Origin of the sequence: Bacillus sp. 16GRE42 (assembly GCF_019837435.1) — a bacterium.
Taxonomy (GTDB): Bacteria; Bacillota; Bacilli; order Bacillales; family Bacillaceae_G; genus Bacillus_A; species Bacillus_A wiedmannii.
The window spans coordinates 1417033-1443036 of record NZ_JADAXF010000001.1; the positions used below are offsets into that span (position 1 = coordinate 1417033).

Below are 26004 nucleotides of genomic sequence, written 5' to 3' on the forward strand. Positions count from 1 at the left end.
TCACAGGACTACATTTAAAAGGGCTTTACTTATCGTATATGCTTACTCGATCTTGTTGATCTGTCTCTTGCAAATCAACTTCGATACGCTCTTCACTTGATGTTGGAATGTTCTTTCCTACATAATCAGCGCGAATTGGTAGTTCACGATGACCTCTATCAACAAGAACCGCCAGTTGGATTTGTGATGGTCTACCTAAATCCATAAGAGCATCCATTGCTGCTCGAACTGTTCTTCCTGTATATAATACATCATCCACAAGGATAACTTTTTTCTTCGTAATATCTACAGGGATATCAGAACCTTTTACAAGTGGTTCTTCATTTTTCGATTGTAGTGTTAGATCATCACGATATAACGTAATATCTAGCTCTCCAACTTCCATTTCTTTTCCTTCAATTTGACCAATTCGTTCTGCCAAACGTTGTGCAATAAAAATTCCACGCGTTTTAATTCCGACAAGAACACAATTATCGACACCTTTATTTCGTTCCACGATTTCATGACTAATTCGTGTTAAAGCGCGGCGAATCATTTGGTCATCTAAAACGACAGCTTTCTCTTGCATGCTCTACACCTCCAAGCTTTTTTCTTGCGTGAGAGTAATGGTATAAAAAAAGTCCTCTCAGCGTGTGCGAGAGGACTTTTGAAAAAAGGGTACAACATACCCTATGCATTTCAAACCGTTACCTTCTCAACCTCACGGGGCTGTGTTAAAGGATCATTATTTAACTGTTGTCAGTATCTCAGTTTTCTTATAATTTGTCAATACTATTTCCGTAAAATATTTAATGCGTCTTCAAACACTTCTGGAATCGGTGTCTCAAACTGAATATATTCACCAGTACGGGGATGGTCAAACCCTAAAATACCTGCGTGAAGTGCTTGTCCATTCATGTCTAATGTTTTCTTCGGACCATACTTCGGATCTCCTGCAAGTGGATAGCCAATATATTTCATATGAACACGAATTTGGTGCGTACGTCCCGTTTCTAAGCGACATTCTACAAGTGTAAAATCTTTAAAGCGTTCTAACACTTGGAAGTGCGTAACAGCATTCTTACCATTTTCATCAACTGTCATGCTTTGACGTTCTTTCTTATCGCGACCAATTGGTGCATCGATCGTTCCTTTATCATGCGGAATCACACCGTGTACAATCGCTTTGTAACGTCTTGTTACTGTTTTTGCTACAAGTTGATTTACAAGTGACTCATGCGCCACATCATTTTTAGCAACCATTAATAGTCCAGATGTATCTTTATCAATACGATGCACAATACCAGGACGCATTACACCGTTAATACCTGACAGGTCTGTACAATGGTGCATAAGTCCGTTTACAAGCGTACCGCTTGTATGCCCTGGAGCTGGATGTACAACCATACCACGTGGCTTATTTACAACGAGTACATCTGCATCTTCATAATAAATTTCTAAGCCCATATCTTCTGCTTGGATATTTAACTCTTCTGGATCAGGAATCGTTACTGTAATTTCATCGTTTTCTTTAACTTTATAATTCACTTTTACCGATTTTCCATTAACTGTAACGACATCATCTTTAATCCATTGTTGTACTTGTGAACGTGACCATTCACTGTTTATTTCTGCAACGAATTTATCAATTCGCTCACTTTTTTGTTCTTCTGCAACTGTTACTTGTACTACTTCACTCATTCAATTACTCCTTCGTTTTCTTGCCTTCTAATAATGTTTGAATAATAATTAATACAACACCAATACATAATGCTGAATCAGCTATATTGAATACTGGATAGTTGTAAGAGAAAATATACACGTGAATGAAATCCACTACTTCTTGTCTAAATACACGATCAATGAAATTACCAATTGCTCCGCCTAATATTAGACCTAATGAAATCCCTAGAAGTTTGTCTGTTTTCGCATATTTTTGCATATAAATTACGATAAATACTACAAAAACGACTGTAATAATGTAGAAAAACCACATTTTATTTTCTAAAATCCCCCAGGCAGCTCCTCTATTTCGATGTGATGTTATGTATAATACATTATCGATAATCGGAATGCTCGTACCCAATTCCATGTTCTTTACAATTAGCCATTTCGATATTTGATCGATGGCAATGACAAATAACGCTATTACATAATATATCATTTTCATTTCCCCCACAAAGACAGTGTACCTCAAAATTTTAGCATAGCTGCAACCTTTTCACAATGAACCTTTATAGAAGAATAAAATAAATTTAAAAAAGGTAATATAATATCGTTGTGCGCATTCATACATTTACTTTTTCATAGAAAAATTCATGAATGGTACGGGCAGTCGGCATCGTCTTCATTTGTTTTACCGAAATTGCTCTCCCCGTTTCTTCACAAATACCATACATATCTATCTCCATTTTAAATAATGCACGTTCTACATCTTTTAAGTCCTCTTTTATATCATGTAATAGGAGTTTTTTCTTTATCTCTTCCTTAATTTCATATCCAAGCTCTTCGCTAAACTCTGTATCATATTTGTGCATGACCTCTTTAGCTAGCCTCTCTTGTAACTCTTTTCGCATCAATTGCAATTCTTCTTTGATTTCCATATACATTTCATTCACGTGTACATTCCTCCCAGCTGCAATGTACGATTAGTGTGTCCGAAATTTCTATGCTTACCTCACACACATTTTTCCTTCATAGGAAAGAGAGTGAAAGTTATTTTAATATATCATCAATAAAAAAACTGACTGTACTTATGCACAGTCAGTTTTTTTATTATTTTACATAGTTTTCTTTAACAACTGTTGCACAACGCTCACATAATGTTGCATGTTCAGCATCTTTACCAATTGTTTCTGAAACTACCCAACAACGTTCACATGTTTCACCAGTTGCTTGAGCAACAACAACCGCTGTATGCTCATATTTTGGCGCATCTGCTGGCGCTTCTTCCATCATACCACCAAGTTTATACTCAGAAACGATGAATAATTGCTTCAAGTCTTCGCTAATAGACTCTAACATAGTTTTCATTTCTACAGTCGGATATAGCGTAATACTTGCATTTAATGACTTACCGATTACTTTCTCATTACGAGCTACTTCTAACGCTTTTAATACGTCATCACGCAGCGTCATAAATGCATCCCATTTTGTTTTTAATGCTTCCGCACCATCTAATTGTACAGCTTCTGGCATGTTAGTTAGTTGTACACTTTCTTCTGTTACACCTGGAATGTATGGCCATACTTCATCAGCTGTATGCGGTAAGATTGGTGTTACAAGTTTCGTCAATACAACAAGAACATCATATAATACAGTTTGAATTGCACGACGATCTTCATGGTTTGCACCTTCAATGTATAAAATGTCTTTTGCAAAGTCTAAGTAGAATGAACTTAAATCAATTGTACAGAAGTTATGAATTGCATGATACACAGCAGCGAAGTCGTATGTTTCATATGCTTCTTTTACTTTTGTAATTAAGTCATTTAATTTCACTAACATGTAACGATCTACTTCACGAAGTTCAGCTACAGCTACTGTATTTTCACTTGGCTTAAAGTCATCTAAGTTTCCTAATAAGAAACGGAATGTGTTACGGATTTTACGATACACTTCTGCTACTTGTTTTAAAATATCATCTGAAATACGTACATCAGATTGATAGTCAACAGAAGATACCCATAAGCGTAAAATATCTCCACCTAATTGATCCATAATTTTCTTCGGTACGACGATGTTTCCAATCGACTTACTCATTTTACGTCCTTCACCATCTAATACGAAACCATGGCTTAGTACGCCTTTATATGGAGCTTTACCTGTTACAGCAACTGCTGTTGATAATGAAGAGTTAAACCAACCACGATACTGGTCAGATCCTTCTAAATATAAATCAGCTGGACGTTGTAAGTCTTCGCGCTCTTCTAATACTGCTTGGTGAGAAGAACCTGAATCGAACCATACATCCATGATGTCTGTTTCTTTACGGAATTCACCATTTGGGCTACCTGTATGTGTAAATCCTTCTGGTAATAGATCTTTCGCTTCACGCTCAAACCATACGTTAGAACCGTGCTCACGGAATAAATCTGCTACATGGTTAATTGTTTCATCTGTAATAATTGGATCACCATTCTCTGCATAGAATACAGGGATTGGTACACCCCATGCACGCTGACGAGAAATACACCAGTCACCACGGTCACGAACCATATTATGAAGACGAGTTTCTCCCCATGCTGGTACCCATTTTGTTTCCGCAACAGCTTCTAATAATTCTTTACGGAACGCTTCAATAGATGCAAACCACTGTGCTGTCGCACGGAAAATAATTGGTTTTTTCGTTCTCCAATCATGTGGGTATGAATGCGTAATGAATGTTAGTTTCAGTAACGCGCCTACTTCTTCTAATTTTTCTGCAATTGGCTTGTTAGCTTTATCATAGAATAAGCCTTCAAATCCAGGTGCTTCATTTGTTAATACACCTTTATCATCAACTGGGCAAAGTACTTCTAATCCATACTTTTTACCAACAACGAAGTCATCTTCCCCGTGCCCTGGTGCTGTATGAACACAACCTGTACCTGCATCTGTTGTTACGTGATCTCCTAGCATAACTAATGAATCACGATCGTAGAATGGATGTTTTGCAACTGTATACTCAAGTTCGCTACCTTTTACCGTTTTCACAACTTCAGCATTTTCCCACTCTAACATTTTTGCAACTGTCTCAAATAGTTCAGAAGCAATAATATATTTTTCATCATTTACTTTTACAATAGCGTATTCAAGTTCTGGGTGAACAGAAATACCTAAGTTTGCAGGTAACGTCCAAGGTGTTGTTGTCCAGATAATGAATTTCTCATCACCTTCTAATACGTTCTTTCCATCTTTTACAGGGAATGCTACGTAAATAGATGCTGATTTTTTATCTTGGTATTCAATTTCAGCTTCTGCTAAAGCTGATTCACTCGTTGGAGACCAGTAAACTGGTTTTTGTCCTTTATAAATATAACCTTTTTTCGCCATATCACCGAACACTTTAATTTGTTGCGCTTCATAAGCCGGCTCTAAAGTAATATATGGGTTATCCCAATCTGCACGTACACCTAGACGCTTAAATTGTTCACGTTGACGTTCTACTTGTTCATATGCATACTCTGCACATAACTTACGGAACTCAGCAACTGTCATTTCTTTACGCTTTACACCTTTATTTGTTAAAGCTTGCTCAATTGGTAAACCGTGTGTATCCCAACCTGGTACATATGGTGCGCAGTAACCAGTCATTGATTTATAACGAACAATAAAGTCTTTTAACACTTTATTTAATGCATGTCCCATATGAATGTCACCATTCGCATATGGAGGTCCATCATGCAGTACAAATAAAGGACGACCTTTCGTATGTTCTTGTACCTTTTCATAAATATTCATTTCAGCCCACTGTTCTTGCATTGCAGGCTCACGTTTTGGTAAATTCCCACGCATTGGGAACTCTGTTTTTGGCATTAGTAATGTATTTTTGTACTCCATGCTCAATTCCTCCTTACATGTATAAAAGAAACACTTAAAAAACGGAATAAAAAAGAGACCTTCTCATCCCAAAAAGGGACGAGAAAGTCTCCCGCGGTACCACCCTAGTAGATCCTATACGTATGTATACAATCCTCTTTATATTCTTAACGCGAATATACGCCTACGCTTACTCTATTTGTTCAGCGCGGAACTCCAGGGTGATATTCCCATTATCTCCTTATCCTGAGCTTACACCATCCTCAGTTCGCTATATAAGGTTTGAAAAGGTACTTATCCCTATCTTCGTTTTTCTTAATAAATATGTTGTTTAAAATTATATGTAATAATGAGAAAAACGTCAAGCTTACACTGTTTCTTCTTTTTTCAACAGTTCATCTACTTCGTCTTCTAACTCAATTAGTTTATCCCAATCATCGTTGTTTAACATTTCAAGCTGTGTTTCTAATAACATACGGAAACGAGTGCGGAATACTTTCGCTTGTTTCTTTAGCTCTTCAATATCAAAAGCAACTTTTCTTGATTTTACTAACGCTTCGTTAATAATACGGTCTGCATTCTTTTCTGCTTCACGTACGATTAATTTTGCTTCTTTTTGCGCATTACGTTTTACTTCTTCCGCTGCTTCTTGTGCAACGATGATAGATTTGTTTAACGTATCTTCAATATTAGAGAAATGATCTAACTTCCCTTCTAATTGCGCAACTTTTTCTTCTAAAGCTTTTTTCTCACGAATGACTAATTCATAATCTTTGATAATTTGATCAAGAAACTCATTTACTTGATCTTCATCATAGCCACGGAATCCGCGACCAAATTCTTTGTTATGAATATCTAATGGTGTTAACGGCACAACGCCACCTCCAAGTAGTTATCTAAATTTCCTCTTTCAATTATATCTTTTCTTCGACAAAATAGGAGGATTTCCTTCTAAAAAACCAATCATTTTAGTATACCATACAAAATTCTCCATTTGTCGCGCTTTGTTCTACCTTCTACAGAAAACAATTTACTTCGTCCATATCCTCTTACTGAAAAAACATCTCCTGGATAACATTCATAAGAAGTTTGCTCCACTGTTTTCCAATTAACTTTTACTAAACCATTTTTTATGAAAGGTTGTACTTTTTGTCTGGATATATGTAACATTTCAGCTAACATAACATCTAAACGAAGTGAAGAAACCGTTCCAGATTTCTCTCCCCACGTTTCTTGCATCTGTAGAATTTTTTCTCCTTGCACTGGTGATAAGGAGACTTTCACTTTTGCTATAGATTGTAAGTTCATCTCAATATAAGATACAACTTCTTTCGCGACTACAATTTGGGCACGATCTTCTTGAAGCAAAATATCACCACATTTTTCTCTCGTTAAACCGAGAGACATAAATGTACCTAATATTTGCCTATGTTCTAGCGTATAAAACTTGGAAGGATAGTCAATTTCCAATACTTCTACTTGAAATTCCTCTTCATTCACTACTAGATAGTCCGGATAAATGAGTGCTCTCTTACGCTCTGCATGAGGCGTTGCACCATCAAACTGTACAGCAACATCCCCTTGTCCTATTACCATAGTGACAATTTGTTGTTGTCTTGGATCAAGGAAGTCTGTTAACTTCACTTGATGGTACTCCGCTGCTCGCTTCCACTCTAACACCTTATCCACAAAGACCTCTTCATCGGGTCTGAAATGTTCATAGATGCTCATTTATTTAACCTCTTACTATAAGAAATAGTTGAATATACTTATTAAACCATTCGTAGCAAGCTTTAACGTGAAAATCGCAACGAGTGGAGAGATATCAATCATACCAAGCGGCGGAATAAATCTGCGAAATGGTTCTAAATACGGTTCACAAATACGCGCAAGAATATCTCCGAAAGTTGATTCCTTTGCACCCGGGAACCATGATAGGAGAATGTAAATAATAAGTGCCCACGAGTAAATCTCGATAGCATAAACTAAAAGCCTTAAAACTGTTTCCATGGCGTATTACCACCTCTTTATATTTGTGTCTTCTTCTTCACCGAATAACTCTGAAATTGCACCAACAATATCTACATTTTCAGGTGTACACATAAATGTTTTCGGTCCTATTTTTTGAATATCCCCGCCTATAGCGTATACAGTACCACTTAAAAAGTCAACGATACGTACAGCTTGATCAGTAGACATTCGTTGTAAATTAATCACAACAGCTCGTCTACCTTTTAAATGGTCCGAAATCCCTTGCGCTTCCGAATATGTGCGTGGTTCTAATAAAACAACTTTTGAAGATTGCTTTGCCGTTTCAATGCTCACAACATTTTGTTTCGGTTGCGCTTTTGGAAACGTAACATCTTGTTGTTCTGGCGGATCTTGCTGCTTCTTCATGTCTGTTTGCTCCTTTTCATAACTATATTGAGCTGCTTCTTTTTCTTCCGGTGTATCAAAAAAGAAGTATTTTACTTTTGACCAACTCATAATAAGATTCTCCTTCCTTTTACGCTTTTCCTACTAAAATCGTCCCCAAACGAATATATGTAGCACCTTCTTCAATTGCAATCGTGTAATCATTAGACATTCCCATTGATAATTCTTTACATGGCGCATGTAATAATTCTAGCTCCTGCACCTCTGTTTGTAGCATACGTAACTCCTTAAAACAGCGTCTGATTTCGTCCTCTTCTTCTGTAAACGGAGCCATTGTCATTAGTCCAACCACTTCAATCTTATCCAATTCTTGCAAACTTTGAATGAAAGAAACGGTTTCTTCTATTGCCAATCCTTGCTTTGATTCTTCAGATGATGTTTTCACTTGAATAAAACATTTCACTTTCTTATCAGCACGTTTTTGAATTTCTTTTGCAAGTGAAAGTCGATCTAACGAATGTAAATAATCAATTTCATTAATGATTTCTTTTACTTTTCTCGTTTGTAATGATCCAATAAAATGCCAATTCACTTTTGAACCGAAATGTTCGTACTTCTGTAAGAAACCTTCATTTCTATTTTCACCTAAATCGCTAATTCCAGCTTCAATTACTTCGTTTGTCTTTTCAATTCCTACCGTTTTTGTAACTGCAACGAGTTTAATATCTTGCAAAGAACGTCCCGCTCGTGCGCAAGATTGTTTAATTTCTTCGTTTACAGTTGTTAAATTTTTTTGTACTGTCACTTGCTTTCTTCCTCCTTAAAACCTATGAAACTCAACATTCTCCCCGTCTTACCTTGATCACGACGATGAGAGAAAAATAGTTGTTTTTCACAGCTTGTACAAAGAGATGACATTACAATATTCTCTTCTTTTATGCCTGCTTGTACACATAATATACGATTAATTTCTTTTAAATTAATTGCGTACTGCCCATCAGAAATTTTTTTATAAGGGACAGAACCGTTTACTACTTGCTCTGCTGCTGTTAACACTCTATCATCAACAACGTAACAACAAGACCCAATTGCTGGTCCAATTGCAACATGAATTTCATCGCTTGAAACCCCTTCTGCATTCCATTTTTGAATCATTTCCTTTGCAATCTCTTTTACAGTCCCTTTCCATCCAGCATGCGCAAGTCCTATCATACCATGTGATGGCGCATAAAAATAGAGTGGAACACAATCCGCGTAACATGATGTTAGAAGAACATCATTATTAGTCGTATAAATGCCATCTGTTTTTGAAATGCCGTCTTCATATGAATAGACGCCACTTCCTTTTTCCTGTTGTCCTACTTTTTCAACATGATGATCATGAACTTGTTCAGAGCAAATCCAGTTTTCTAATGGTTTTTGTAACTTATTTGCTAAAATGCGTCTGTTTTCATGAACATTCTCCACGATATCATTCACATGTAATCCTAAATTCATCGCATGAAAGGAGCCCGTACTTACCCCATCATCTTTTGTCGTAAATCCAGCAGTAATGTTTCCAAGTTCTTTCCACGCTTGTAAATACAATATACCGTCCACATATTTAAATGGTTCTCTCATAACAAAGCGGCTCCTTTTAATTAAAATAACATAAAAAAGCATGGTACTTCCTGTCTATTTTACCATACTTTTATTTTTTCATAATGCCAACAGAAAAAAAAGAGGAATTTGTAATATTCTTTATGAAATTGTCGGTGTTTGTATTGATTCTGTTACAGAATTAACAGGATTTACTCTTACAAGTATGACATCTTCCCCAATTTTCATAATTTCCTCCCAAGGAATTACAATTTCTACATCCTTTCCAAAGATCCCCAACATACGTGCCTGTTTGGAAATAATAATAGACCCGATCTTCCCTGTGTTCATATCCATTTCAATATCTCCAATATTCCCAAGCCTTTTTCCATCTGAAACATTTATTATCTCTTTCATCTGTAACTCTGAAATTCTTTTCATTTTCATCCTCTCCCTTATATATGACGAATTGAAAAAACACTGTTTCTCAAATTAACAGGAAGCACCCTCTACTAATTCCATATTATTTTCATTATATGAACACAGCTTCCCTACTATGAGCGAAGACAAACTATATTACATATAAAAAGGTTTCACCATAAATGGTGAAACCTTATCCTTGAATCGTTTTATTCATTTGTTTAATAGCTGATTTCTCTAAACGTGACACTTGTGCTTGAGAAATCCCAATTTCTTCTGCAACTTCCATTTGTGTCTTTCCTTGAAAGAAACGTTTTCGAATAATCATTTTCTCACGATCATTTAAACGCTTCATCCCTTCTTTCAGTGCTAACTCTTCAACCCACTGCTCGTCCTTTTGTTTTTCATCACTTAACTGATCCATTACAAAGATAGGATCTCCCCCATCGTTATAAATCGGTTCAAATAATGAAACTGGATCTTGAATCGCATCTAATGCAAAAACAATTTCTTCATGAGTCACTTCAAGCACTTTTGCAATATCCATTGCTGTTGGTTCTTTTGAATTTTCTGCAATCAATTTCTCTCTTACTTGTAACGCTTTATACGCAATATCTCGTAATGATCGAGATACACGAATCGGATTATTATCACGCAAATATCTGCGTATTTCCCCAATAATCATCGGCACAGCATACGTTGAAAATTTTACATTTTGGCCTAAATCAAAGTTATCAATGGATTTCATAAGTCCGATGCAACCAACTTGAAATAAATCGTCAACATATTCTCCTCTGTTATTAAATCTTTGGATGACGCTCAGTACAAGACGTAAGTTTCCATTCACTAATTTCTCTCTTGCGCTTATCTCTCCACTTTGCATTTCACGAAATAATTTACGCATTTCATCATTTTTTAGTACGGGAAGTTTAGCTGTATCAACACCGCAAATTTCTACTTTGTTTCTCGTCAAAGTGTTCCCTCCTATCGGGAGTTGCTGTACAGTGTAAAGTATTTCCTTTGAAGGGGATTTTATGCATGCGGTTTTCTCTTCATTTTTCATTTTCGTTGTCTCTTCTCATACAACGAAAGAGAATAAGACCAGCCTAGATAACGGCTGGTCTTATTCTTTACACCATTTTATTAAATTCTTTTCGTAATCTTTTTATGATTCTTTTTTCTAAACGCGAAATGTATGACTGTGAAATCCCAAGCATATCCGCCACATCTTTTTGCGTCTTTTCTTCTTCTCCAGCAAGCCCAAACCGAAGTTCCATAATTTGTTTTTCACGATCATTTAATTGATGCAATGCTTTCATTAGAAGATGACGATCTACAGTAGCTTCTAAATCTTTTGTAATAATATCATCATCTGTACCTAATACATCTGATAACAAAAGTTCATTCCCATCCCAATCGATGTTAAGCGGTTCGTCAAAAGAAACTTCTGAACGATTTTTATTATTCCGACGCAAATGCATTAAAATTTCATTTTCTATACAACGTGAGGCATATGTTGCTAATTTTATCTTCTTTTCTGGATTAAATGTATTCACTGCTTTAATAAGGCCGATTGTTCCTATACTAATCAAATCTTCAATGTTTATCCCTGTATTTTCAAACTTTCTTGCTATATATACAACTAACCGTAAGTTGCGTTCAATCAGTAACGATCTTGCTGCCTGATCTCCTTTTGGCAATTTATTCAAAAGAACTTCCTCTTCTTCTTTCGTTAACGGTGGTGGCAACGCTTCACTTCCACCAATGTAATAAATTTCATCGGTCTTAATTCCTAATTTCAGCAATACTTTATACCAAAGGTATACTAAATAAAATTTTAATTTCATCATATTATCCCGCCTCTCATTATTAAGCAATGACCATTTTTTGCGAAATTAACATTTTCGGATGCACAATACATTGATACTCTCCATTGGTTGACAGCTGTTGTGTATTTAATCCAATCAATACTTTGCTAACTACAATAGAACTACCTTCATGATAAATTTGCACACTGTCTGGCTTAATTGCCCATAAAAATTGATTCTCTACTCCTACTGCTCTGAAAGGAATTAAGCGTAATTTTGTCGCCCACCCAGAATCATTTTCTGGTATTTGAGGAATCTCTGTTTTGGAATAAATTTGTTCTGTTAACCAAGTTGGCAAGCAATGCTCTAATGATGAGATATGCATAATCATAACGGGTGTTTTTGTTAACGGGTCGTAAAGTTGGTTCCCACTATCAATTAAACCTGCGAGTTCTAGTTCCTCTTCGGCTAATTGAATTTTCAATTTCACAATTTGATCATAGTGTATTTTTGTAACCTCTACGCTTTCAATACGCTTTTTAGAAAAATAATAAATTACTGGAAAACCAAAAACAACAAACAACCAGCTAATTGGATCACCGTAAGAAATTGATTGAGATTGAACCAATCCATTTACCATTTCATTCGTTTGCAAAAAGAAATGAGTCCCAATTAACCCTCCGCCAACCATAAAGGTTACAAAGTAAAAAGTAAAAACAGTTTGTGTATAGTTTCTAAACGTTGTAAACCCAAATGCTGTATACACAATAAGTAACGAGTACAGTAGTTTCATAATTGGATGTGTCATCATAGAAGCAAAAGGAGTAAAGGCAAAAATAACAATGGTTGAACCTATAAATGCCCCTAACACAAGCCTCCATCTTTTGATCTTCTTTTTTAACACGGTTGCTGTTAATAAAAGTAAAAGAAAATCAATGCAGGCGTTTAACAACCAAACAACGTCGGCGTAAACAACCAAACAATTCACCTCTTTTTTTAAGTTGAGACTAGTATAATGCATATCCAATAGGAAAGTGTGTCAATTTGCGGAGGTGTTTTTTTGTTATTTTGTGTTTTCTAGACAAAATCTGTCGGTAAAAAATAAAAGTATAAGTTTCATAGAATACTATATTTTTTATTTTCATATAAATCGAAATATATAAAATAAAAAAAGACCTGCTTAGCAGATCTTTTCCCTGTATAAAACAAAAAAGGAGCATGAAAGCTCCTTTTCTTTTATCGTCTACGACGGTTACGTAAGAATGCTGGAATATCGATGTCATCTGAATCTGTATGACGCTCATGCACAACCGGCTCTTCACGTTTCATTTCACGCTTAACTTCACGTTGTTTTGAAGGTTGAGCTACTTGCTGTTGCTGTTGTTGCGTGTGATTCGCAGTCGGACGGATAATTGGTTTTGGTGGCTGCGTCGAAGCACTATCATCAAAACCAGTTGCAATTACAGTTACAACGATATCATCTTTTAATCCTTCATTAATAACAGAACCGAAGATCATATTTACTTCTGGATCTGAAGCTGAAGCTACAATGTCTGCCGCTTCTTGTACTTCATATAAGCTTAGGTTAGCTCCACCCGTAATGTTCATGATAACACCTTGAGCTCCATCAATAGATGTTTCTAATAACGGACTAGAAATCGCTTTTTTCGCAGCTTCAGCAGCACGATTTTCTCCATTACCAGAACCAATACCCATTAAAGCAGAACCTCTATTAGACATAATTGTCTTTACGTCTGCGAAGTCTAAGTTAATTAAACCTGGTGTTGCAATTAAATCAGAAATACCTTGAACACCTTGACGTAATACGTTATCTGCTTCACGGAATGCTTCTAACATCGGCGTATTTTTATCAACAATCTCTAATAAGCGATCGTTTGGAATTACAATAAGTGTATCTACATTTTCTTTAAATGCCGCAATACCAGATGCTGCTTGTGTTGCACGCTTACGTCCTTCAAATGTAAATGGACGTGTCACAACACCAACTGTTAATGCACCTAATTCTTTTGCAACTTGAGCAACAACTGGAGCTGCACCAGTTCCAGTTCCGCCGCCCATACCAGCAGTTACGAAGACCATATCTGCACCACGAAGTGCTTCTTGGATCTGTTCTTTACTTTCTTCTGCAGCTTTTTTCCCTACTTCAGGGTTTGCACCTGCACCAAGTCCACGTGTTAATTTTCCACCAATTTGCATTTTTGTTTCAGCTTTTGATAGATTTAATGCTTGTGCATCAGTATTCACAGCGATAAAGTCTACACCTTGTACACCGTGTTCAATCATACGGTTTACAGCATTGTTTCCGCCACCGCCGACACCGATAACTTTTATATTCGCTAATTGATCTTGAGTAGTATCAAACTCTAACATGTCGAAATCCCCCTAGAACCTCATTTTTCGTGTCCAATTTTAATCCCATAAATAACGGAATACACGTTTTACTTTTGACATCATACGGTCATCATTTTGATTATTATTGTTTTGATTACGAGTTTTTTGTTTCGCAGGTTGCTGTTGTACCGGCGTTGGTGCTGGTGCTGGTACTGGTTCAAAATGTTCTTGCTTTTCCTGCACATTTTTCCCACGTAATTTAGCTTTTTGATAAGAATGTTTAATTAATCCTACTCCACTTGTATATTGGGGCTCACGCACACCAATATAATCAGGAGTCGCTATACGAACATTTTCATGTAAAATATCATATGCAAGATCAAGAACACCCGGCATAGAAGCAATTCCACCAGTTAGTACATAGCCAGAAGCTACTTGCTTTACTCCTAATTTACGCACTTCATCTTGAACAAACATTAAAATTTCCTCTACACGAGCCTCTATTATATCCGATAATTCCAACTGAGAATATTGTTCTGTTTGATCGCTTCCCATAATAGGAACCGTAAACATCTCTTCTTCAGATGCTGTATCATAAAAAGCATGTCCATATTTCAACTTAATTTGATCTGCATTTTCTGTTGAAGTTTTCAACCCAATCGCAATATCCTTCGTTATATGGTCTCCACCTAACGGTAATACGCTCGTTGCTTGTAACTCTCCATCTTTAAAAATAGATAAGGTTGTAGATCCTCCCCCCATATCAACAAGGGCTACTCCTCTATGTTTTTCATCTGAAGATATAGCAACTGTTGCAGCCGCTAAAGGTTGAAGACAAATATCAACTATTTCAAGACCTGCTTTTTCTACACAACGAAGTAGGTTATGTAGTAAAGTTCTCGAGCCTGTTATAAGTGTACCTTCCATTTCTAATCTTACACCGATCATCCCGCGTGGATCGTTAATCTCGTCAAGACCGTCTACGATGAACTGTCGAGGTACCACATCAATAAACTCACGTTCTGGAGCAATTGACACAACTTGTGCTGCATCTAGAACGCGTAAGACATCTTCATTCCCGATTTCACGATCTTCATTTGAAACAGCGACTACTCCGTGACAAGGAAGTAGTTGTACCTGGTTTGCATTGACGCCTACTACAACTTGCTCAATGTGGATTCCCACCATGCGCTCAGCTTGTTCAATTGCTTTTTTAATTGATCGAACAGTCTCGTCTATATCAACTATCGATCCCTTCTTTAAACCATTTGATTTTACATTTCCAACACCAATAATGTTTAAGCTGTCATTAACCATTTCACCAATGATGACTTTAACATTGGATGTACCGATGTCAAGACTAACATATATTTCATTGCTGTTCATTCTTTGGCACCTCCTTCTTTATTTATACCATACAACTCAATATATGGAACAACAATCGCAACTTTACTATTTATAAGAAAAATATTCAACGTCTTTATACGTTTCCCTTTTTTAACCCTATATTTTTCTTATTTTTATTTAACATTCATTTAAGAATATCGCAGTAAACTGTGAATAACTGCTTATCTTGAAATAATTCTATTTCAAGTGTAAAGATTACCGCCAAGTATAAGTCTACACTAAGATGTACTCATAGAAAAGTGAAACTTGTACCAATCCTAGTATGAATCTAAGAATTTTTACATCTTTTTCATCAAATGAACCATTCTTGTAAATTCAGATGCATCCAACAGAACATTCGTTTTGTTTTTTCTATAGGAACGTAGTAAAAACTATCGTTCTATTCTTTTTTTTCTTCCGCTCCTAATTCTTTCGTATATGCCCCTACTTCTAAATCAATTAATACCTTTTTACCCGGCTCAATTGTTTTTAAGATAAGCGGATAAGCTTCCATACGCTTTGCGAAATTTTGAATCGTAGTGCTCACTTCGTACCCTTCGTTCATATATAAAGTAAGGTGATCTTCATTCGCATTCGTCGGTGAATAACGGATTTCAGAAATAGACCTTAAAATCGTTGGTGTTAATTTTTCAAGCTCAGCAATTAACTCCTTCATTTTCTCCTCTTTAAAAGGTTCAAAAATTGGCGCTGCAACAGGAAGTTTTCCGTTCGGAAGTACATCAAGTGTTTTCCCGTTCTCTAGTAACGGTTGTAATTTCCCATCTTTGTTTATATAACCAATCGTTAAATATTCTTCAATATGAACATCAATTTTATTTGGAAAACGTTTTTTTACATTTACCGCTTTAATTTCTTTTCGTTTCGTTAGGTTTTCTTCTGCTTTATGTGCTGTCACTCGGAAATAACTTGTATCATACGTCACACCTGATTCCTTCATCACTTGTTCATCTGTCATATAATGATTTCCAAACACACTTATCTTTTTGATATTGCTTAGCGGAGACCGAAAATAAATTAAAAAGAGCACTAATAAAAATAAAATTGATATGTATAGAATCAACCGATGATTAACATTTTTCTTATTTTTCTTCTGTTGATTTTTTAACTTTGGTACACGATCCTGTAGTTTAATCACTTTACTATTTTTCATGTACGATCCCCCTACGTAACATAAAAAACGGCATGTTCCTCATGCCGTTCTTATCTTCTTATTATAACATAAATGATAATGAGCGGAACGAATAACCGTTATCTTCCAATGATTTCTACTTCTGTATGCATTTCTACGCCAAATTTATCCTTGATTGTTTGTTTTATTAATGCAATTAAAGATAAGACATCTTGCGCACTGGCTCCCCCAGTATTAATAATAAAATTCCCATGCATTTCAGAAATTTGAGCTCCGCCTATTTGATAACCACGAAGCCCCGCCTTTTCTATTAAGTCTCCTGCAAAGTATGGGATTGGATTCCGAAATATGCTTCCTGCACAAGGATGATTCCACGGCTGTGTTTCACGGCGGTAGTCTTTATTCTTTTGCATGACGCTTACGATTCCCTCACGCTCTCCTACCTGCAATTGAAACTCAGCTTCCAAAACAATACCAGGACGTTTCGTTTGCAATACAGAAGTACGATAGGAAAACTCCATTTCTTCATGTGTTAACCAATCAATTGTTCCGTTTTCAAACAAAATAAGAGCTTTTGATAATATGTTTGATATATCCGATTTATGTGCTCCTGCATTCATATACACTGCACCACCAACACTTCCTGGAATACCACTGGCAAATTCCAGGCCGGATAACCCTTGACGACTAAGTAAAGTTGATAATTTAATAAGGGGATACCCACCACCAACTCTTACTCTATGTTTTTCGACTTCTAAGTGGTCTAATCCTTCTCCTAAACGAATAACGACACCTTCTATACCTAGATCAGATACAAGAAGGTTCGAACCCCGACCAATTACAGTCCACTTGGTTTTATATTTTTTTACTAACTGCAACGTTTTTTCAATACTGGCAACATGCTTTGGCACAATTAAAATATCAGCTGGTCCACCTATTTTCATAGTGGTATAACGCGCTAACGCTTCATTCACTAACACGCGACCAACATTTGCTTCTATAAGCTCATTTACTAATTGCTCCATAAACAATCTCCCCCATACTAAGTATCCTTATTACAGTAGTATGCAGGGCGTTCACCTAACGTTATTTTTTTACAAGCTTATTCATTACTTCATACAGCTTATTTGCTGCATCTGGAATACCTAATTGCCCCGCAGCCAGCTTCATATTTTGTAATGTTTGTGCATCTAATAAAATCTCATCAATATCACGAATAAGCGTTTCTGCTGTTAAATCTTTTTCAAGCAACATTTTTGCTGCTCCTTTATCGACAACAGAACGTGCATTCTTTTCCTGATGGTTATTTGTTACGTAAGGACTCGGTATTAACACACTTGGCTTACCTAACGCGGTTAATTCTGCAAGTGTTGTTGCCCCCGCTCTTGAAACAACAAGATCTACACCTGTAAGTACCTCTGGCATATTATGAATGAAAGGTTTAATAATAACATTATTCGGATTCCCTTTTTGCTTCACTGCTTCCATCACTTTATCATAATGAACTTCACCTGTTACATACAATATTTCGTAACTTTTATTTCCAAACTGTTCAATTGCCTCTACGAAAGCATCATTAATCGGTCTAGCCCCACGACTTCCACCAAAAATAAGTACCGATTTTTTAGTAAGAGATAAACCTACTGAACGTTTTCCTTTCATTCCATTCTGATCCATTACTTCTGATGCTCTTGGATTTCCTGTCATCACCACTTTTGACTGTGGAAAATGTTCTATAGCCGCTTCAAAACAAACCGCAACTTTATCAACATAGCGGCTTAAAAATTTATTCGTTACACCAGGTACACTATTTTGTTCATGTACAATGGTTGGAATACCTAATTTTGCTGCAGCATATACAACTGGTCCACATACATATCCACCCGTTCCAATTACAATATCCGGATTAAAACGACGAATATATCGTTTACTATCTTGTACACCCTTTAGGAAACGCATCACCGTTTTCACGTTATCTAACGATATTTTACGCTTAAATCCACTTATAACAATAGATTGAAACGGTATGCCTGCTTTTGGAACGATTGTGCTCTCTAATCCACTCTCCGTACCAATATATAAAAACCTTGCTTCCGGATTTAATTTTTTTATTTCTCTTATTAGAGCAAGAGCCGGATAAATATGACCTCCAGTGCCCCCACCACTTACTAATACACGCACTACTAACTCCTCCGCTTCTCTTTTCTTATTTCAGTCGTATTTATTTCTATATACATCATGTTTCTTCGCGCACATACGAAAAACCCTGTCTTATAAAACAGGGTTTAGTAGCGAGAATGGCGACTTATATTTAATAATACACCTACTGCCATTAACATTAATGTCAAACTTGATCCACCATAACTTAAAAACGGCAAAGTAATACCTGTTACAGGCATCAATCCTGTTACAACACCAACATTAATCATTACTTGAATCGCAATCATCGCCACAATACCTACTGCTAAAAACGTACCATATAAATCTGGCGCTCCTAAAGCTATACGAATCCCACGCCATAATAATAGACTAAATAATAATAACACAAATGAACCACCAATAAAACCTAATTCCTCGGATAAGATCGCAAATATAAAGTCTGTTTGCGGTTCAGGTAAATAAAGAAACTTTTGTCTACTTTGTCCAAGTCCAAGCCCGAATAATCCACCTGGTCCAATTGCGAGTAACGATTGAATAATTTGAAATCCACTTCCAAGCGGATCTGACCACGGATCTAAATATGATGTAATACGTTTCATTCGATACGGTGCTGATGCAATTAGCCCTACAAATCCTGCTACACCAAGCAAACCAAACATTGCAAAGTGAAAGACCCTTGCTCCCGAGATAAATATCATAATAATACATGTCCCAACCATTACCGTTCCTGTGCCAAGATCTGGCTGTAACATAATCATCCCAAAAGCAAGAAATACAAAACTAAGAGCTGGTAGTAAACCACGTTTAAAAGAGGTAATTAATTTTTGTCGTTCCGCTAAAAATTTTGCTAAGAAAATAATCATCGCAAACTTCATAAATTCTGACGGTTGAATGGAAAATGCCCCGATTCCAATCCAACTTCGCGCTCCTCCTCGAACAAGTCCTACCCCAGGAACAAGAACAAGAATAAGAAGAATGAAGCAAACTAGCAAAATTACTTTTGAATACGTACGCCACACCCAATAATCAATTTTCATAATTAAAAACATAGCCACTACACCGATACTTGCAAATAGCAATTGCCTTTTTGCAAAAAAGAATGAGTCCCCCATTTTATAAGAGGCCCAAACCGCACTCGCACTATACACCATAACCATTCCGATTGTTAACAACGCAAGTGTAACGATGATGAGAATAAAATCAGGCGTTTTCTTCATTACCCATAAACACCACCTCTTTAGGCAGAAACTTTTGCCCTATGTAACAAAACATCAGTAGGTGTTAGCCTACTGATGTTTTGATTTACTTTATATAAGTTTATGCACAGCTTGTATAAAAATGTCTCCTCTTTCTTCAAATGTTTTAAATTGATCCCAGCTTGCACATGCTGGAGAAAGAAGAATTACATCACCATCTGTAGAATGAGCATAAGCTTTCACTACCGCTTCATCTAAAGTATCTACACTTTCAATTGCATCTAATCCCGCTTTTTCTGCAGCTCTTACTAATTTTTGAGCTGTTTGTCCAAATGTCACAATTGCTTTTACATTTTTGAAATACGGAATTAAATCATCGAATTCATTTCCACGATCAAGTCCACCTGCTAATAACACAATCGGTTGTGTAAACGCAGATAAAGCTTTCTCAGTCGCTAACATATTCGTTGCTTTTGAGTCATTATAAACCTTACGATTGTTAATAGTTGTTACATATTCTAAACGATGTTTTACACCTGTAAAACGTTTTAACACCGCCGTAATCGCTTCATTAGAAACACCCAATAATTTTGCGATACTCATCGCTGCTAAAATATTTTCTAAATTATGTTGACCAGGTAAAACGATATCGCCTATTTCAACAACTTTTTCACCTTTAAAACAAAGAGCATTCTCTTTTATACACGCACCATCTTCAATTTCTTTCGTTGTCGAGAATAGTACTTTTTGCCCTTTACTATAAGCAGATAAAGCCATCACATCCGCATCATCTGCATTTATTACACTATAATCATTTTCTGTTTGGTTTTTAAAAATATTTGCTTTTGCTAAACCATATTCCTTCTTCGTCCCGTGATAATCTAAGTGGGCCTCAAATAAATTTAAAAATGCAGCAATTTTAGGTTGGAACAATTCTACTCCCATCAGTTGGAACGATGAAAGTTCTGTAACTACAACTTCATTTTCTTTTGCATCCTGTGCTACTTCACACGCTACAGTTCCTATGTTCCCTGCAATTACAGGATGCTTTTGTCCTTCTTTTAGCATTTCAAATGTAATCATTGTCGTCGTCGTTTTACCGTTAGACCCTGTAATCCCAACAAATGGCGCTTCTGAAATACGATATGCTAATTCAACTTCCGTAACAATTGGAATTTGCTTTTCTTTCGCAGCAACTAATATTGGATTAGAATACGGGATTCCTGGATTTTTTACAACAAGAGAGATATTTCTCTCTAACAATTCTAAAGGATGACCACCGCATACAACGTCCATTCCTTTTGCTTGTAATTCTGCAGCAAGTACATTATCCGCTAAAGGCTTTCCGTCATTTACAATAACATTTGCCCCTAATTTTTGTAACAGCGTAGCTGCTGCATAACCACTTTTTGCAATGCCTAATACAAGAATATTTTTATTTTGAAATTCAGTTACAGTTTTCAATTACATCCACACCCCGATATAAATTCCTAACACAGCTAATAAAAATCCTACAGACCAAAATGTCACAACAACACGCCACTCTGACCAACCACATAATTCATAATGATGGTGTAATGGACTCATTTTAAAGACACGTTTTCCTGTTGTTTTAAAAGAAATGACCTGAATAATAACAGATAAAGTCTCCATTACGAATACTCCACCAATGATTACAAGTAGCAATTCTTGTTTTAATAAAATCGCTACAGCTGCAATCGCTCCACCTAAAGCTAAGGAACCTGTATCTCCCATAAACACTTTCGCTGGATTTGCATTGAATACTAAAAATCCAAGTACAGCTCCTACAACTGCCATACAGAATATCGCTACTCCAAATTGCTCTTGCGCTACTGCAATAATACCAAACGCTCCAAATGCAATAGCAGCTGTTCCTGATAATAAACCATCTAAACCGTCAGTTAAGTTAACTGCATTTGATCCACCAATAAGCATAAATAATACAAGTACAAAATATGCCCAACCTAATTCAAACTTAACATCTGTTCCCGGAATCATGATGTATGTGTGGAACGCTTGCCCTTTTCCAATTAAAAAGAACGCAATAGCAATAACAAGCTGACCTACTAATTTTTGTTTTGATGTTAAACCAAGATTTCTCTTCTTAACTACCTTTATGTAGTCATCTAAAAATCCAATCAATCCGTAACCAAATGTCACTAATAATAATAACGAAACCTCTGCACCTAAATGATTAAACTTAATCGCCATAATAAGTGAAGTTACCATCATCGATACATATATGACAATACCACCCATTGTAGGTGTCCCTGATTTTTTTTGATGTGACTTTGGTCCCTCATCACGAATACTCTGTCCGAACTTTAATTTCCTTAAAAATGGAATAAATAATGGCGAAAGGGCAACAGAAATTAAGAATGCTACCCCAGCCGTTACTAATAAACCTTGCTCAAGCACACGTAGTCCTCCTCTCACGTTGTTACTCTTCGTTGTTTAAACGCTCTGTAATTGCTTCTTTAGCGACTTCACGATCGTCAAAATGATGAACTTCTTTACCAATAATTTGATACGTTTCATGACCCTTACCAGCAATAATGATGATATCTTCAGCTTTCGCATTAGTAATTGCATGGTATATCGCTTCTTTTCTATCAATAATTACTTCATAATTATTCCCATTTGCACCTTGCACCATATCATCTAAAATAGCCCCTGGCTCTTCACTTCTTGGATTATCTGAAGTGTAAATTGCATGAGTTGCATATTTTGTTGCAACACTTGCCATGATTGGTCTCTTTGTTCGATCTCTATCTCCGCCACAACCGACGATACAATATACATCGCCTTTTGCAAACTGTTTTGCTGTTTTTAATACATTTTCTAAGCTATCTGGTGTATGTGCATAATCCACAATAACTGTATAATTTTGTCCACCATCAACTACTTCAAAACGTCCTGGAACTCCAGCTAGTTGCTTTATTACATCAATAACCGTTTCTAAACTTACACCAGAAACAAGTCCTGCCGCTGTTGCCGCTAGTACGTTATATACATTAAATTTCCCAATCAATTTCATCGTAACATTTACACTTTCATACGGTGTTACAAGCGTAAATGTAGTTCCGCCACTCGTCATAACGATATCTTTGGCCATAATATCACTTGTTGTATCAATTCCATACGTTACAACAGTTGCCGCAGTACTTCTCATATATTCCGCAGTTACAGCATCATCGTTATTCAGTACCGCGTACTTTTCACGATTATGATTATAACTATTGCCAAGTTGTGCAAATAGCAACCCTTTTGCATGTTTATATTCTTCCATCGTTTTATGATAGTCTAAATGATCTTGTGTTAAATTTGTAAACACTGCTACATCGTAATCACATCCGTGTACACGACCAAGATCTAAAGCATGTGACGAAACTTCCATTACTGTACTATCTACACCGTGCTCAACCATTTTTGAAAATGTGTGTTGAAGTGTTAGTGCATCTGGTGTTGTATTTTTCACCTCAAATGTTTCATCACCGATTTTCATATTAATCGTTCCAATTAGCCCTGTTTTATGACCATGTGCGCGCATAATCTCATCCATAATATGCGATGTTGTTGTCTTTCCATTTGTACCTGTAATTCCGATTAAATGTAACTTGTGTGTTGGTTGACCATAAAAATAATCAGCTAAAACCGCTAACGAACGAAAAGTGTTTTTCACAAGTACAACTGGAACGTCAACATCAATTGGTCTTTCCGCAACAATAGCAGCCGCTCCTTGTGCCGCTGCTTGCTTAGCAAAATCATGGCTATCAACCGTATATCCTTTCATACATACAAATAAGCTTCCCTCTTTCACTTTACGTGAATCAGCTTCTATAGATGTGATTTCTGGATTTTCTTTTGGAACAACTGGAAAATCATGCAAACATGATAAAAGTGTATGCAACTTCATTTCACTAAACCCTCTCTACATTGTGTATTTATCTCTTTTTTAATAAGCAACACGTTACCTCCTAATTATATAAAATAGGAGGTAAGTGCTACTGTGTCTAATAAATAGACCTATTTATAATTGAGGCTCTTACAGCCTCAAATTAAGTAACTCTTCTATAAAGAACTCACTTCCACCAATTGTACCATAAAACGTACTAGGTTACCTTTAATTCCCGAAGTAAATTCTAATTTTTGAGCCTTCTTTCACTTTAGCTCCTGCTTCTGGCGATTGTTTAATTACTTTCTCCCCGTCTCCACTTATATCAAGCTTCAAATCGACGAGTTGTGTCTGTAAGTCTTTCTTTTTCATACCAATTAAATTCGGAACTTCCACAGTTGGTGTATCGCCCCATTTATATTCTCTCTCAACTTGTTCTTGTCTCGGTTTCACTCCCATAACAGGAAGTGCATCCCGAAGAATATTCCCAACAATTGGAGCTGCTACTACTCCACCAAATTGCGTTACACCTTTCGGATTATCAACAGCAACATAGACAACAATTTCCGGATCATCTGCTGGAGCAAAACCGATAAAAGATACTATATAATTATTCTCTAAATATTTACCATCTTTCACCTTTTGAGCCGTACCTGTTTTTCCACCTACACGATACCCATCAATGAAAGCACCTTTACCAGATCCCTTTGCTACAACATTCTCTAATGCATACCGAACTTTTTCTGAAGTTTCCTTGGAAATAACTTTTCTTTTTTCCACAGGTGTCTTTTTACTTACAACTTGATTATTTTTCGGATCAATAAACTCCTTAGCTATATACGGTTGATACAATGTCCCACCATTTACAGCCGCTGCTACTGCTGCTACTTGTTGAATTGGTGTTACAGAAACTCCTTGACCAAATGAAGTAGTTGCTTGCTCGACTGGACCAACTTTATCTAAATTAAATAAAATCCCACTACCTTCACCTTGCAAATCAATTCCGGTTTTCTGTCCAAAGCCGAAATTACGAATATATTTAAACAATCGGTCTTTACCAAGACGATCACCAAGTTCGATAAATCCTGGGTTACAAGAGTTTTGAACTACTTCTAAAAACGTTTGGCTACCATGGCCTCCCGCTTTCCAGCATTTCAATCTAGCTCCACCCACTTCAGCTGCTCCATCATCATAAAACGTATCTTTCTCTAAGTCTACTAAATTTTCATTCAAGGCTGCGGCTAACGTAATGATCTTAAATGTTGAACCAGGCTCATACGTACTCCATACAGGTAAATTTCTATTATACACTTCTGGAGAAACACTTTGAAAATCTGCTGGATCAAAGCTCGGCCGACTCGACATACCTAAAATTTCACCATTTTTCGGATTCATTGCAATCGCAATCATACCATCTGGATTATATGTCGACTCCGCAATATTCATTTCTCTTTCCATAATTCTATTAATACGTGCGTCAATTGTTAAGCCTAAATTCAAACCAGCTTCTGGTTTTTTGAAATCATCGCCAACATTAGGCATCCTTTGTCCTTTTGCATCTGCAAAAAAACGCACATGTCCTTCATCACCATTTAGCTCTTTATCATAATATTTTTCTAGTCCCATAAGACCTTGGTTATCACTACCAGCAAACCCTAATACGTGTGATAAAAAGTTGCCAAATGGATAGTACCGGATAGAGTCCTCTGCGATATAAACACCTTTCAAACTTAATCCTCGTACCTCTTTCGCTTTATCATGTGATATTTTTCTTCCGCCTTTATCTAACCTTACAATCGATTCTTTTTTTGTAATTCTCTTATAAATCTCATCTTTTTCCACACCTAATACTGCAGCTAACTTCTCTGCAGTCTCTGCTGGTTTTTCAATTTGCCTCGGTACAACAAAGACAGTTGGAGCACTTTTATTCGTAGCAAGTTCCACACCATTTCGATCTAAAATCTTCCCACGTTCAGGTTCAAAAGTAATATTACGACTCCATGAATCCTTCGCACGATCCGTTAACATATTGCCAAGAAAAAATTGCACATATCCAAGACGAATATCGATGATAGTGAAAATAAGTATACCTGATATGAGTATAAAAATAAGTCGTTTTCTAACTGTTACATTTGATACACGCATATTGGAACAAGCCTCCCT

General features: G+C 36.4%; 25 protein-coding genes and 1 other annotated feature. All 25 genes read right to left on the minus strand.

Annotation, left to right across the window (positions count from 1 at the left end):
* Positions 1 to 25: 25 nt before the first annotated feature.
* Entirely contained in the window at positions 26 to 568 is a 543-nt protein-coding gene (pyrR, locus tag ILS93_RS07215) for a bifunctional pyrimidine operon transcriptional regulator/uracil phosphoribosyltransferase (protein ID WP_001156490.1), read from the minus strand.
* Between the two features lie 203 nt (positions 569 to 771).
* Entirely contained in the window at positions 772 to 1680 is a 909-nt protein-coding gene (locus ILS93_RS07220) for an RluA family pseudouridine synthase (protein WP_064474978.1), read from the minus strand.
* Between the two features lie 4 nt (positions 1681 to 1684).
* On the minus strand, positions 1685 to 2143 hold the full coding sequence (gene lspA / locus ILS93_RS07225) for a lipoprotein signal peptidase LspA (RefSeq protein WP_000642186.1): 459 nt from the start codon (positions 2141 to 2143) through the stop codon (positions 1685 to 1687).
* 124 nt (positions 2144 to 2267) lie between these two features.
* Positions 2268 to 2597, minus strand: coding sequence for a TraR/DksA C4-type zinc finger protein (locus ILS93_RS07230; RefSeq protein WP_001004658.1), 330 nt, complete (start codon positions 2595 to 2597; stop codon positions 2268 to 2270).
* A 157-nt stretch (positions 2598 to 2754) separates the two neighbouring features.
* Positions 2755 to 5520, minus strand: coding sequence for an isoleucine--tRNA ligase (gene ileS2, locus ILS93_RS07235; RefSeq protein WP_064474977.1), 2766 nt, complete (start codon positions 5518 to 5520; stop codon positions 2755 to 2757).
* A 71-nt stretch (positions 5521 to 5591) separates the two neighbouring features.
* Positions 5592 to 5815: a binding site (T-box leader), on the minus strand.
* 51 nt (positions 5816 to 5866) lie between these two features.
* On the minus strand, positions 5867 to 6373 hold the full coding sequence (divIVA, locus tag ILS93_RS07240; protein WP_001131609.1) for a septum site-determining protein DivIVA: 507 nt from the start codon (positions 6371 to 6373) through the stop codon (positions 5867 to 5869).
* A gap of 89 nt (positions 6374 to 6462) precedes the next feature.
* Entirely contained in the window at positions 6463 to 7230 is a 768-nt protein-coding gene (locus tag ILS93_RS07245) for a YlmH family RNA-binding protein (RefSeq protein WP_088047255.1), read from the minus strand.
* 15 nt (positions 7231 to 7245) lie between these two features.
* Positions 7246 to 7509 (minus strand): YggT family protein, encoded by a 264-nt coding sequence (locus tag ILS93_RS07250; RefSeq protein WP_064474975.1) that lies wholly within the window; start codon positions 7507 to 7509, stop codon positions 7246 to 7248.
* Between the two features lie 6 nt (positions 7510 to 7515).
* Complete coding sequence (locus ILS93_RS07255; RefSeq protein ID WP_064474974.1) at positions 7516 to 7986, minus strand: cell division protein SepF; 471 nt, start codon at positions 7984 to 7986, stop codon at positions 7516 to 7518.
* 19 nt (positions 7987 to 8005) lie between these two features.
* Positions 8006 to 8680 carry a YggS family pyridoxal phosphate-dependent enzyme gene (locus ILS93_RS07260; protein ID WP_064474973.1) on the minus strand — a complete coding sequence of 225 codons (675 nt, stop codon included), beginning with the start codon at positions 8678 to 8680 and terminating at the stop codon, positions 8006 to 8008.
* Entirely contained in the window at positions 8677 to 9495 is an 819-nt protein-coding gene (pgeF, locus tag ILS93_RS07265; protein ID WP_064475091.1) for a peptidoglycan editing factor PgeF, read from the minus strand. Before pgeF ends, ILS93_RS07260 begins: the two co-directional genes overlap by 4 nt.
* A 120-nt stretch (positions 9496 to 9615) precedes the next feature.
* Positions 9616 to 9894 (minus strand): YlmC/YmxH family sporulation protein, encoded by a 279-nt coding sequence (locus ILS93_RS07270; protein WP_064474972.1) that lies wholly within the window; start codon positions 9892 to 9894, stop codon positions 9616 to 9618.
* 172 nt (positions 9895 to 10066) lie between these two features.
* The gene (sigG, locus tag ILS93_RS07275) at positions 10067 to 10846 is read right to left on the minus strand and encodes an RNA polymerase sporulation sigma factor SigG (RefSeq protein WP_000197753.1); all 780 of its coding nucleotides are present in this window, start codon (positions 10844 to 10846) and stop codon (positions 10067 to 10069) included.
* 157 nt (positions 10847 to 11003) lie between these two features.
* On the minus strand, positions 11004 to 11723 hold the full coding sequence (gene sigE, locus ILS93_RS07280) for an RNA polymerase sporulation sigma factor SigE (protein ID WP_000976947.1): 720 nt from the start codon (positions 11721 to 11723) through the stop codon (positions 11004 to 11006).
* A 19-nt stretch (positions 11724 to 11742) separates the two neighbouring features.
* Positions 11743 to 12660, minus strand: coding sequence for a sigma-E processing peptidase SpoIIGA (gene spoIIGA / locus ILS93_RS07285; RefSeq protein ID WP_048563202.1), 918 nt, complete (start codon positions 12658 to 12660; stop codon positions 11743 to 11745).
* A gap of 257 nt (positions 12661 to 12917) precedes the next feature.
* The gene (gene ftsZ, locus ILS93_RS07290) at positions 12918 to 14072 is read right to left on the minus strand and encodes a cell division protein FtsZ (protein WP_000888983.1); all 1155 of its coding nucleotides are present in this window, start codon (positions 14070 to 14072) and stop codon (positions 12918 to 12920) included.
* Between the two features lie 39 nt (positions 14073 to 14111).
* The gene (ftsA, locus tag ILS93_RS07295; RefSeq protein WP_001087544.1) at positions 14112 to 15419 is read right to left on the minus strand and encodes a cell division protein FtsA; all 1308 of its coding nucleotides are present in this window, start codon (positions 15417 to 15419) and stop codon (positions 14112 to 14114) included.
* Between the two features lie 400 nt (positions 15420 to 15819).
* On the minus strand, positions 15820 to 16590 hold the full coding sequence (divIB, locus tag ILS93_RS07300; protein ID WP_000798232.1) for a cell division protein DivIB: 771 nt from the start codon (positions 16588 to 16590) through the stop codon (positions 15820 to 15822).
* A gap of 98 nt (positions 16591 to 16688) precedes the next feature.
* The gene (murB, locus tag ILS93_RS07305) at positions 16689 to 17594 is read right to left on the minus strand and encodes a UDP-N-acetylmuramate dehydrogenase (RefSeq protein ID WP_000437052.1); all 906 of its coding nucleotides are present in this window, start codon (positions 17592 to 17594) and stop codon (positions 16689 to 16691) included.
* A 61-nt stretch (positions 17595 to 17655) separates the two neighbouring features.
* The gene (murG, locus tag ILS93_RS07310) at positions 17656 to 18750 is read right to left on the minus strand and encodes an undecaprenyldiphospho-muramoylpentapeptide beta-N-acetylglucosaminyltransferase (protein WP_222660267.1); all 1095 of its coding nucleotides are present in this window, start codon (positions 18748 to 18750) and stop codon (positions 17656 to 17658) included.
* A 104-nt stretch (positions 18751 to 18854) separates the two neighbouring features.
* The gene (gene spoVE / locus ILS93_RS07315; protein WP_000753517.1) at positions 18855 to 19946 is read right to left on the minus strand and encodes a stage V sporulation protein E; all 1092 of its coding nucleotides are present in this window, start codon (positions 19944 to 19946) and stop codon (positions 18855 to 18857) included.
* Positions 19947 to 20036: 90 nt separating this feature from the next.
* Complete coding sequence (murD, locus tag ILS93_RS07320; RefSeq protein WP_064474970.1) at positions 20037 to 21389, minus strand: UDP-N-acetylmuramoyl-L-alanine--D-glutamate ligase; 1353 nt, start codon at positions 21387 to 21389, stop codon at positions 20037 to 20039.
* Positions 21390 to 22364, minus strand: a complete 975-nt coding sequence (mraY, locus tag ILS93_RS07325) for a phospho-N-acetylmuramoyl-pentapeptide-transferase (protein WP_149173473.1) — start codon at positions 22362 to 22364, stop codon at positions 21390 to 21392.
* Between the two features lie 22 nt (positions 22365 to 22386).
* The gene (gene murE / locus ILS93_RS07330; RefSeq protein ID WP_098101661.1) at positions 22387 to 23862 is read right to left on the minus strand and encodes a UDP-N-acetylmuramoyl-L-alanyl-D-glutamate--2,6-diaminopimelate ligase; all 1476 of its coding nucleotides are present in this window, start codon (positions 23860 to 23862) and stop codon (positions 22387 to 22389) included.
* Between the two features lie 207 nt (positions 23863 to 24069).
* Positions 24070 to 25986, minus strand: a complete 1917-nt coding sequence (locus tag ILS93_RS07335; protein ID WP_064474968.1) for a stage V sporulation protein D — start codon at positions 25984 to 25986, stop codon at positions 24070 to 24072.
* Positions 25987 to 26004: the final 18 nt, after the last annotated feature.

Excerpts from the sequence above, each read along its gene's own strand:
- pyrR (WP_001156490.1), bottom strand. The coding sequence starts at position 568 with ATGCAAGAGAAAGCTGTCGTTTTAGATGACCAAATGATTCGCCGCGCT.
- ILS93_RS07220 (WP_064474978.1), bottom strand. The coding sequence starts at position 1,680 with ATGAGTGAAGTAGTACAAGTAACAGTTGCAGAAGAACAAAAAAGTGAG.
- lspA (WP_000642186.1), bottom strand. The coding sequence starts at position 2,143 with ATGATATATTATGTAATAGCGTTATTTGTCATTGCCATCGATCAAATA.
- ileS2 (WP_064474977.1), bottom strand. The coding sequence starts at position 5,520 with ATGGAGTACAAAAATACATTACTAATGCCAAAAACAGAGTTCCCAATG.
- ILS93_RS07245 (WP_088047255.1), bottom strand. The coding sequence starts at position 7,230 with ATGAGCATCTATGAACATTTCAGACCCGATGAAGAGGTCTTTGTGGAT.
- ILS93_RS07250 (WP_064474975.1), bottom strand. The coding sequence starts at position 7,509 with ATGGAAACAGTTTTAAGGCTTTTAGTTTATGCTATCGAGATTTACTCG.
- ILS93_RS07255 (WP_064474974.1), bottom strand. The coding sequence starts at position 7,986 with ATGAGTTGGTCAAAAGTAAAATACTTCTTTTTTGATACACCGGAAGAA.
- pgeF (WP_064475091.1), bottom strand. The coding sequence starts at position 9,495 with ATGAGAGAACCATTTAAATATGTGGACGGTATATTGTATTTACAAGCG.
- ILS93_RS07270 (WP_064474972.1), bottom strand. The coding sequence starts at position 9,894 with ATGAAAAGAATTTCAGAGTTACAGATGAAAGAGATAATAAATGTTTCA.
- sigE (WP_000976947.1), bottom strand. The coding sequence starts at position 11,723 with ATGATGAAATTAAAATTTTATTTAGTATACCTTTGGTATAAAGTATTG.
- ftsZ (WP_000888983.1), bottom strand. The coding sequence starts at position 14,072 with ATGTTAGAGTTTGATACTACTCAAGATCAATTAGCGAATATAAAAGTT.
- ftsA (WP_001087544.1), bottom strand. The coding sequence starts at position 15,419 with ATGAACAGCAATGAAATATATGTTAGTCTTGACATCGGTACATCCAAT.
- divIB (WP_000798232.1), bottom strand. The coding sequence starts at position 16,590 with ATGAAAAATAGTAAAGTGATTAAACTACAGGATCGTGTACCAAAGTTA.
- murB (WP_000437052.1), bottom strand. The coding sequence starts at position 17,594 with ATGGAGCAATTAGTAAATGAGCTTATAGAAGCAAATGTTGGTCGCGTG.
- spoVE (WP_000753517.1), bottom strand. The coding sequence starts at position 19,946 with ATGAAGAAAACGCCTGATTTTATTCTCATCATCGTTACACTTGCGTTG.
- murE (WP_098101661.1), bottom strand. The coding sequence starts at position 23,862 with ATGAAGTTGCATACACTTTTATCATGTTTGCATGATTTTCCAGTTGTT.
- ILS93_RS07335 (WP_064474968.1), bottom strand. The coding sequence starts at position 25,986 with ATGCGTGTATCAAATGTAACAGTTAGAAAACGACTTATTTTTATACTC.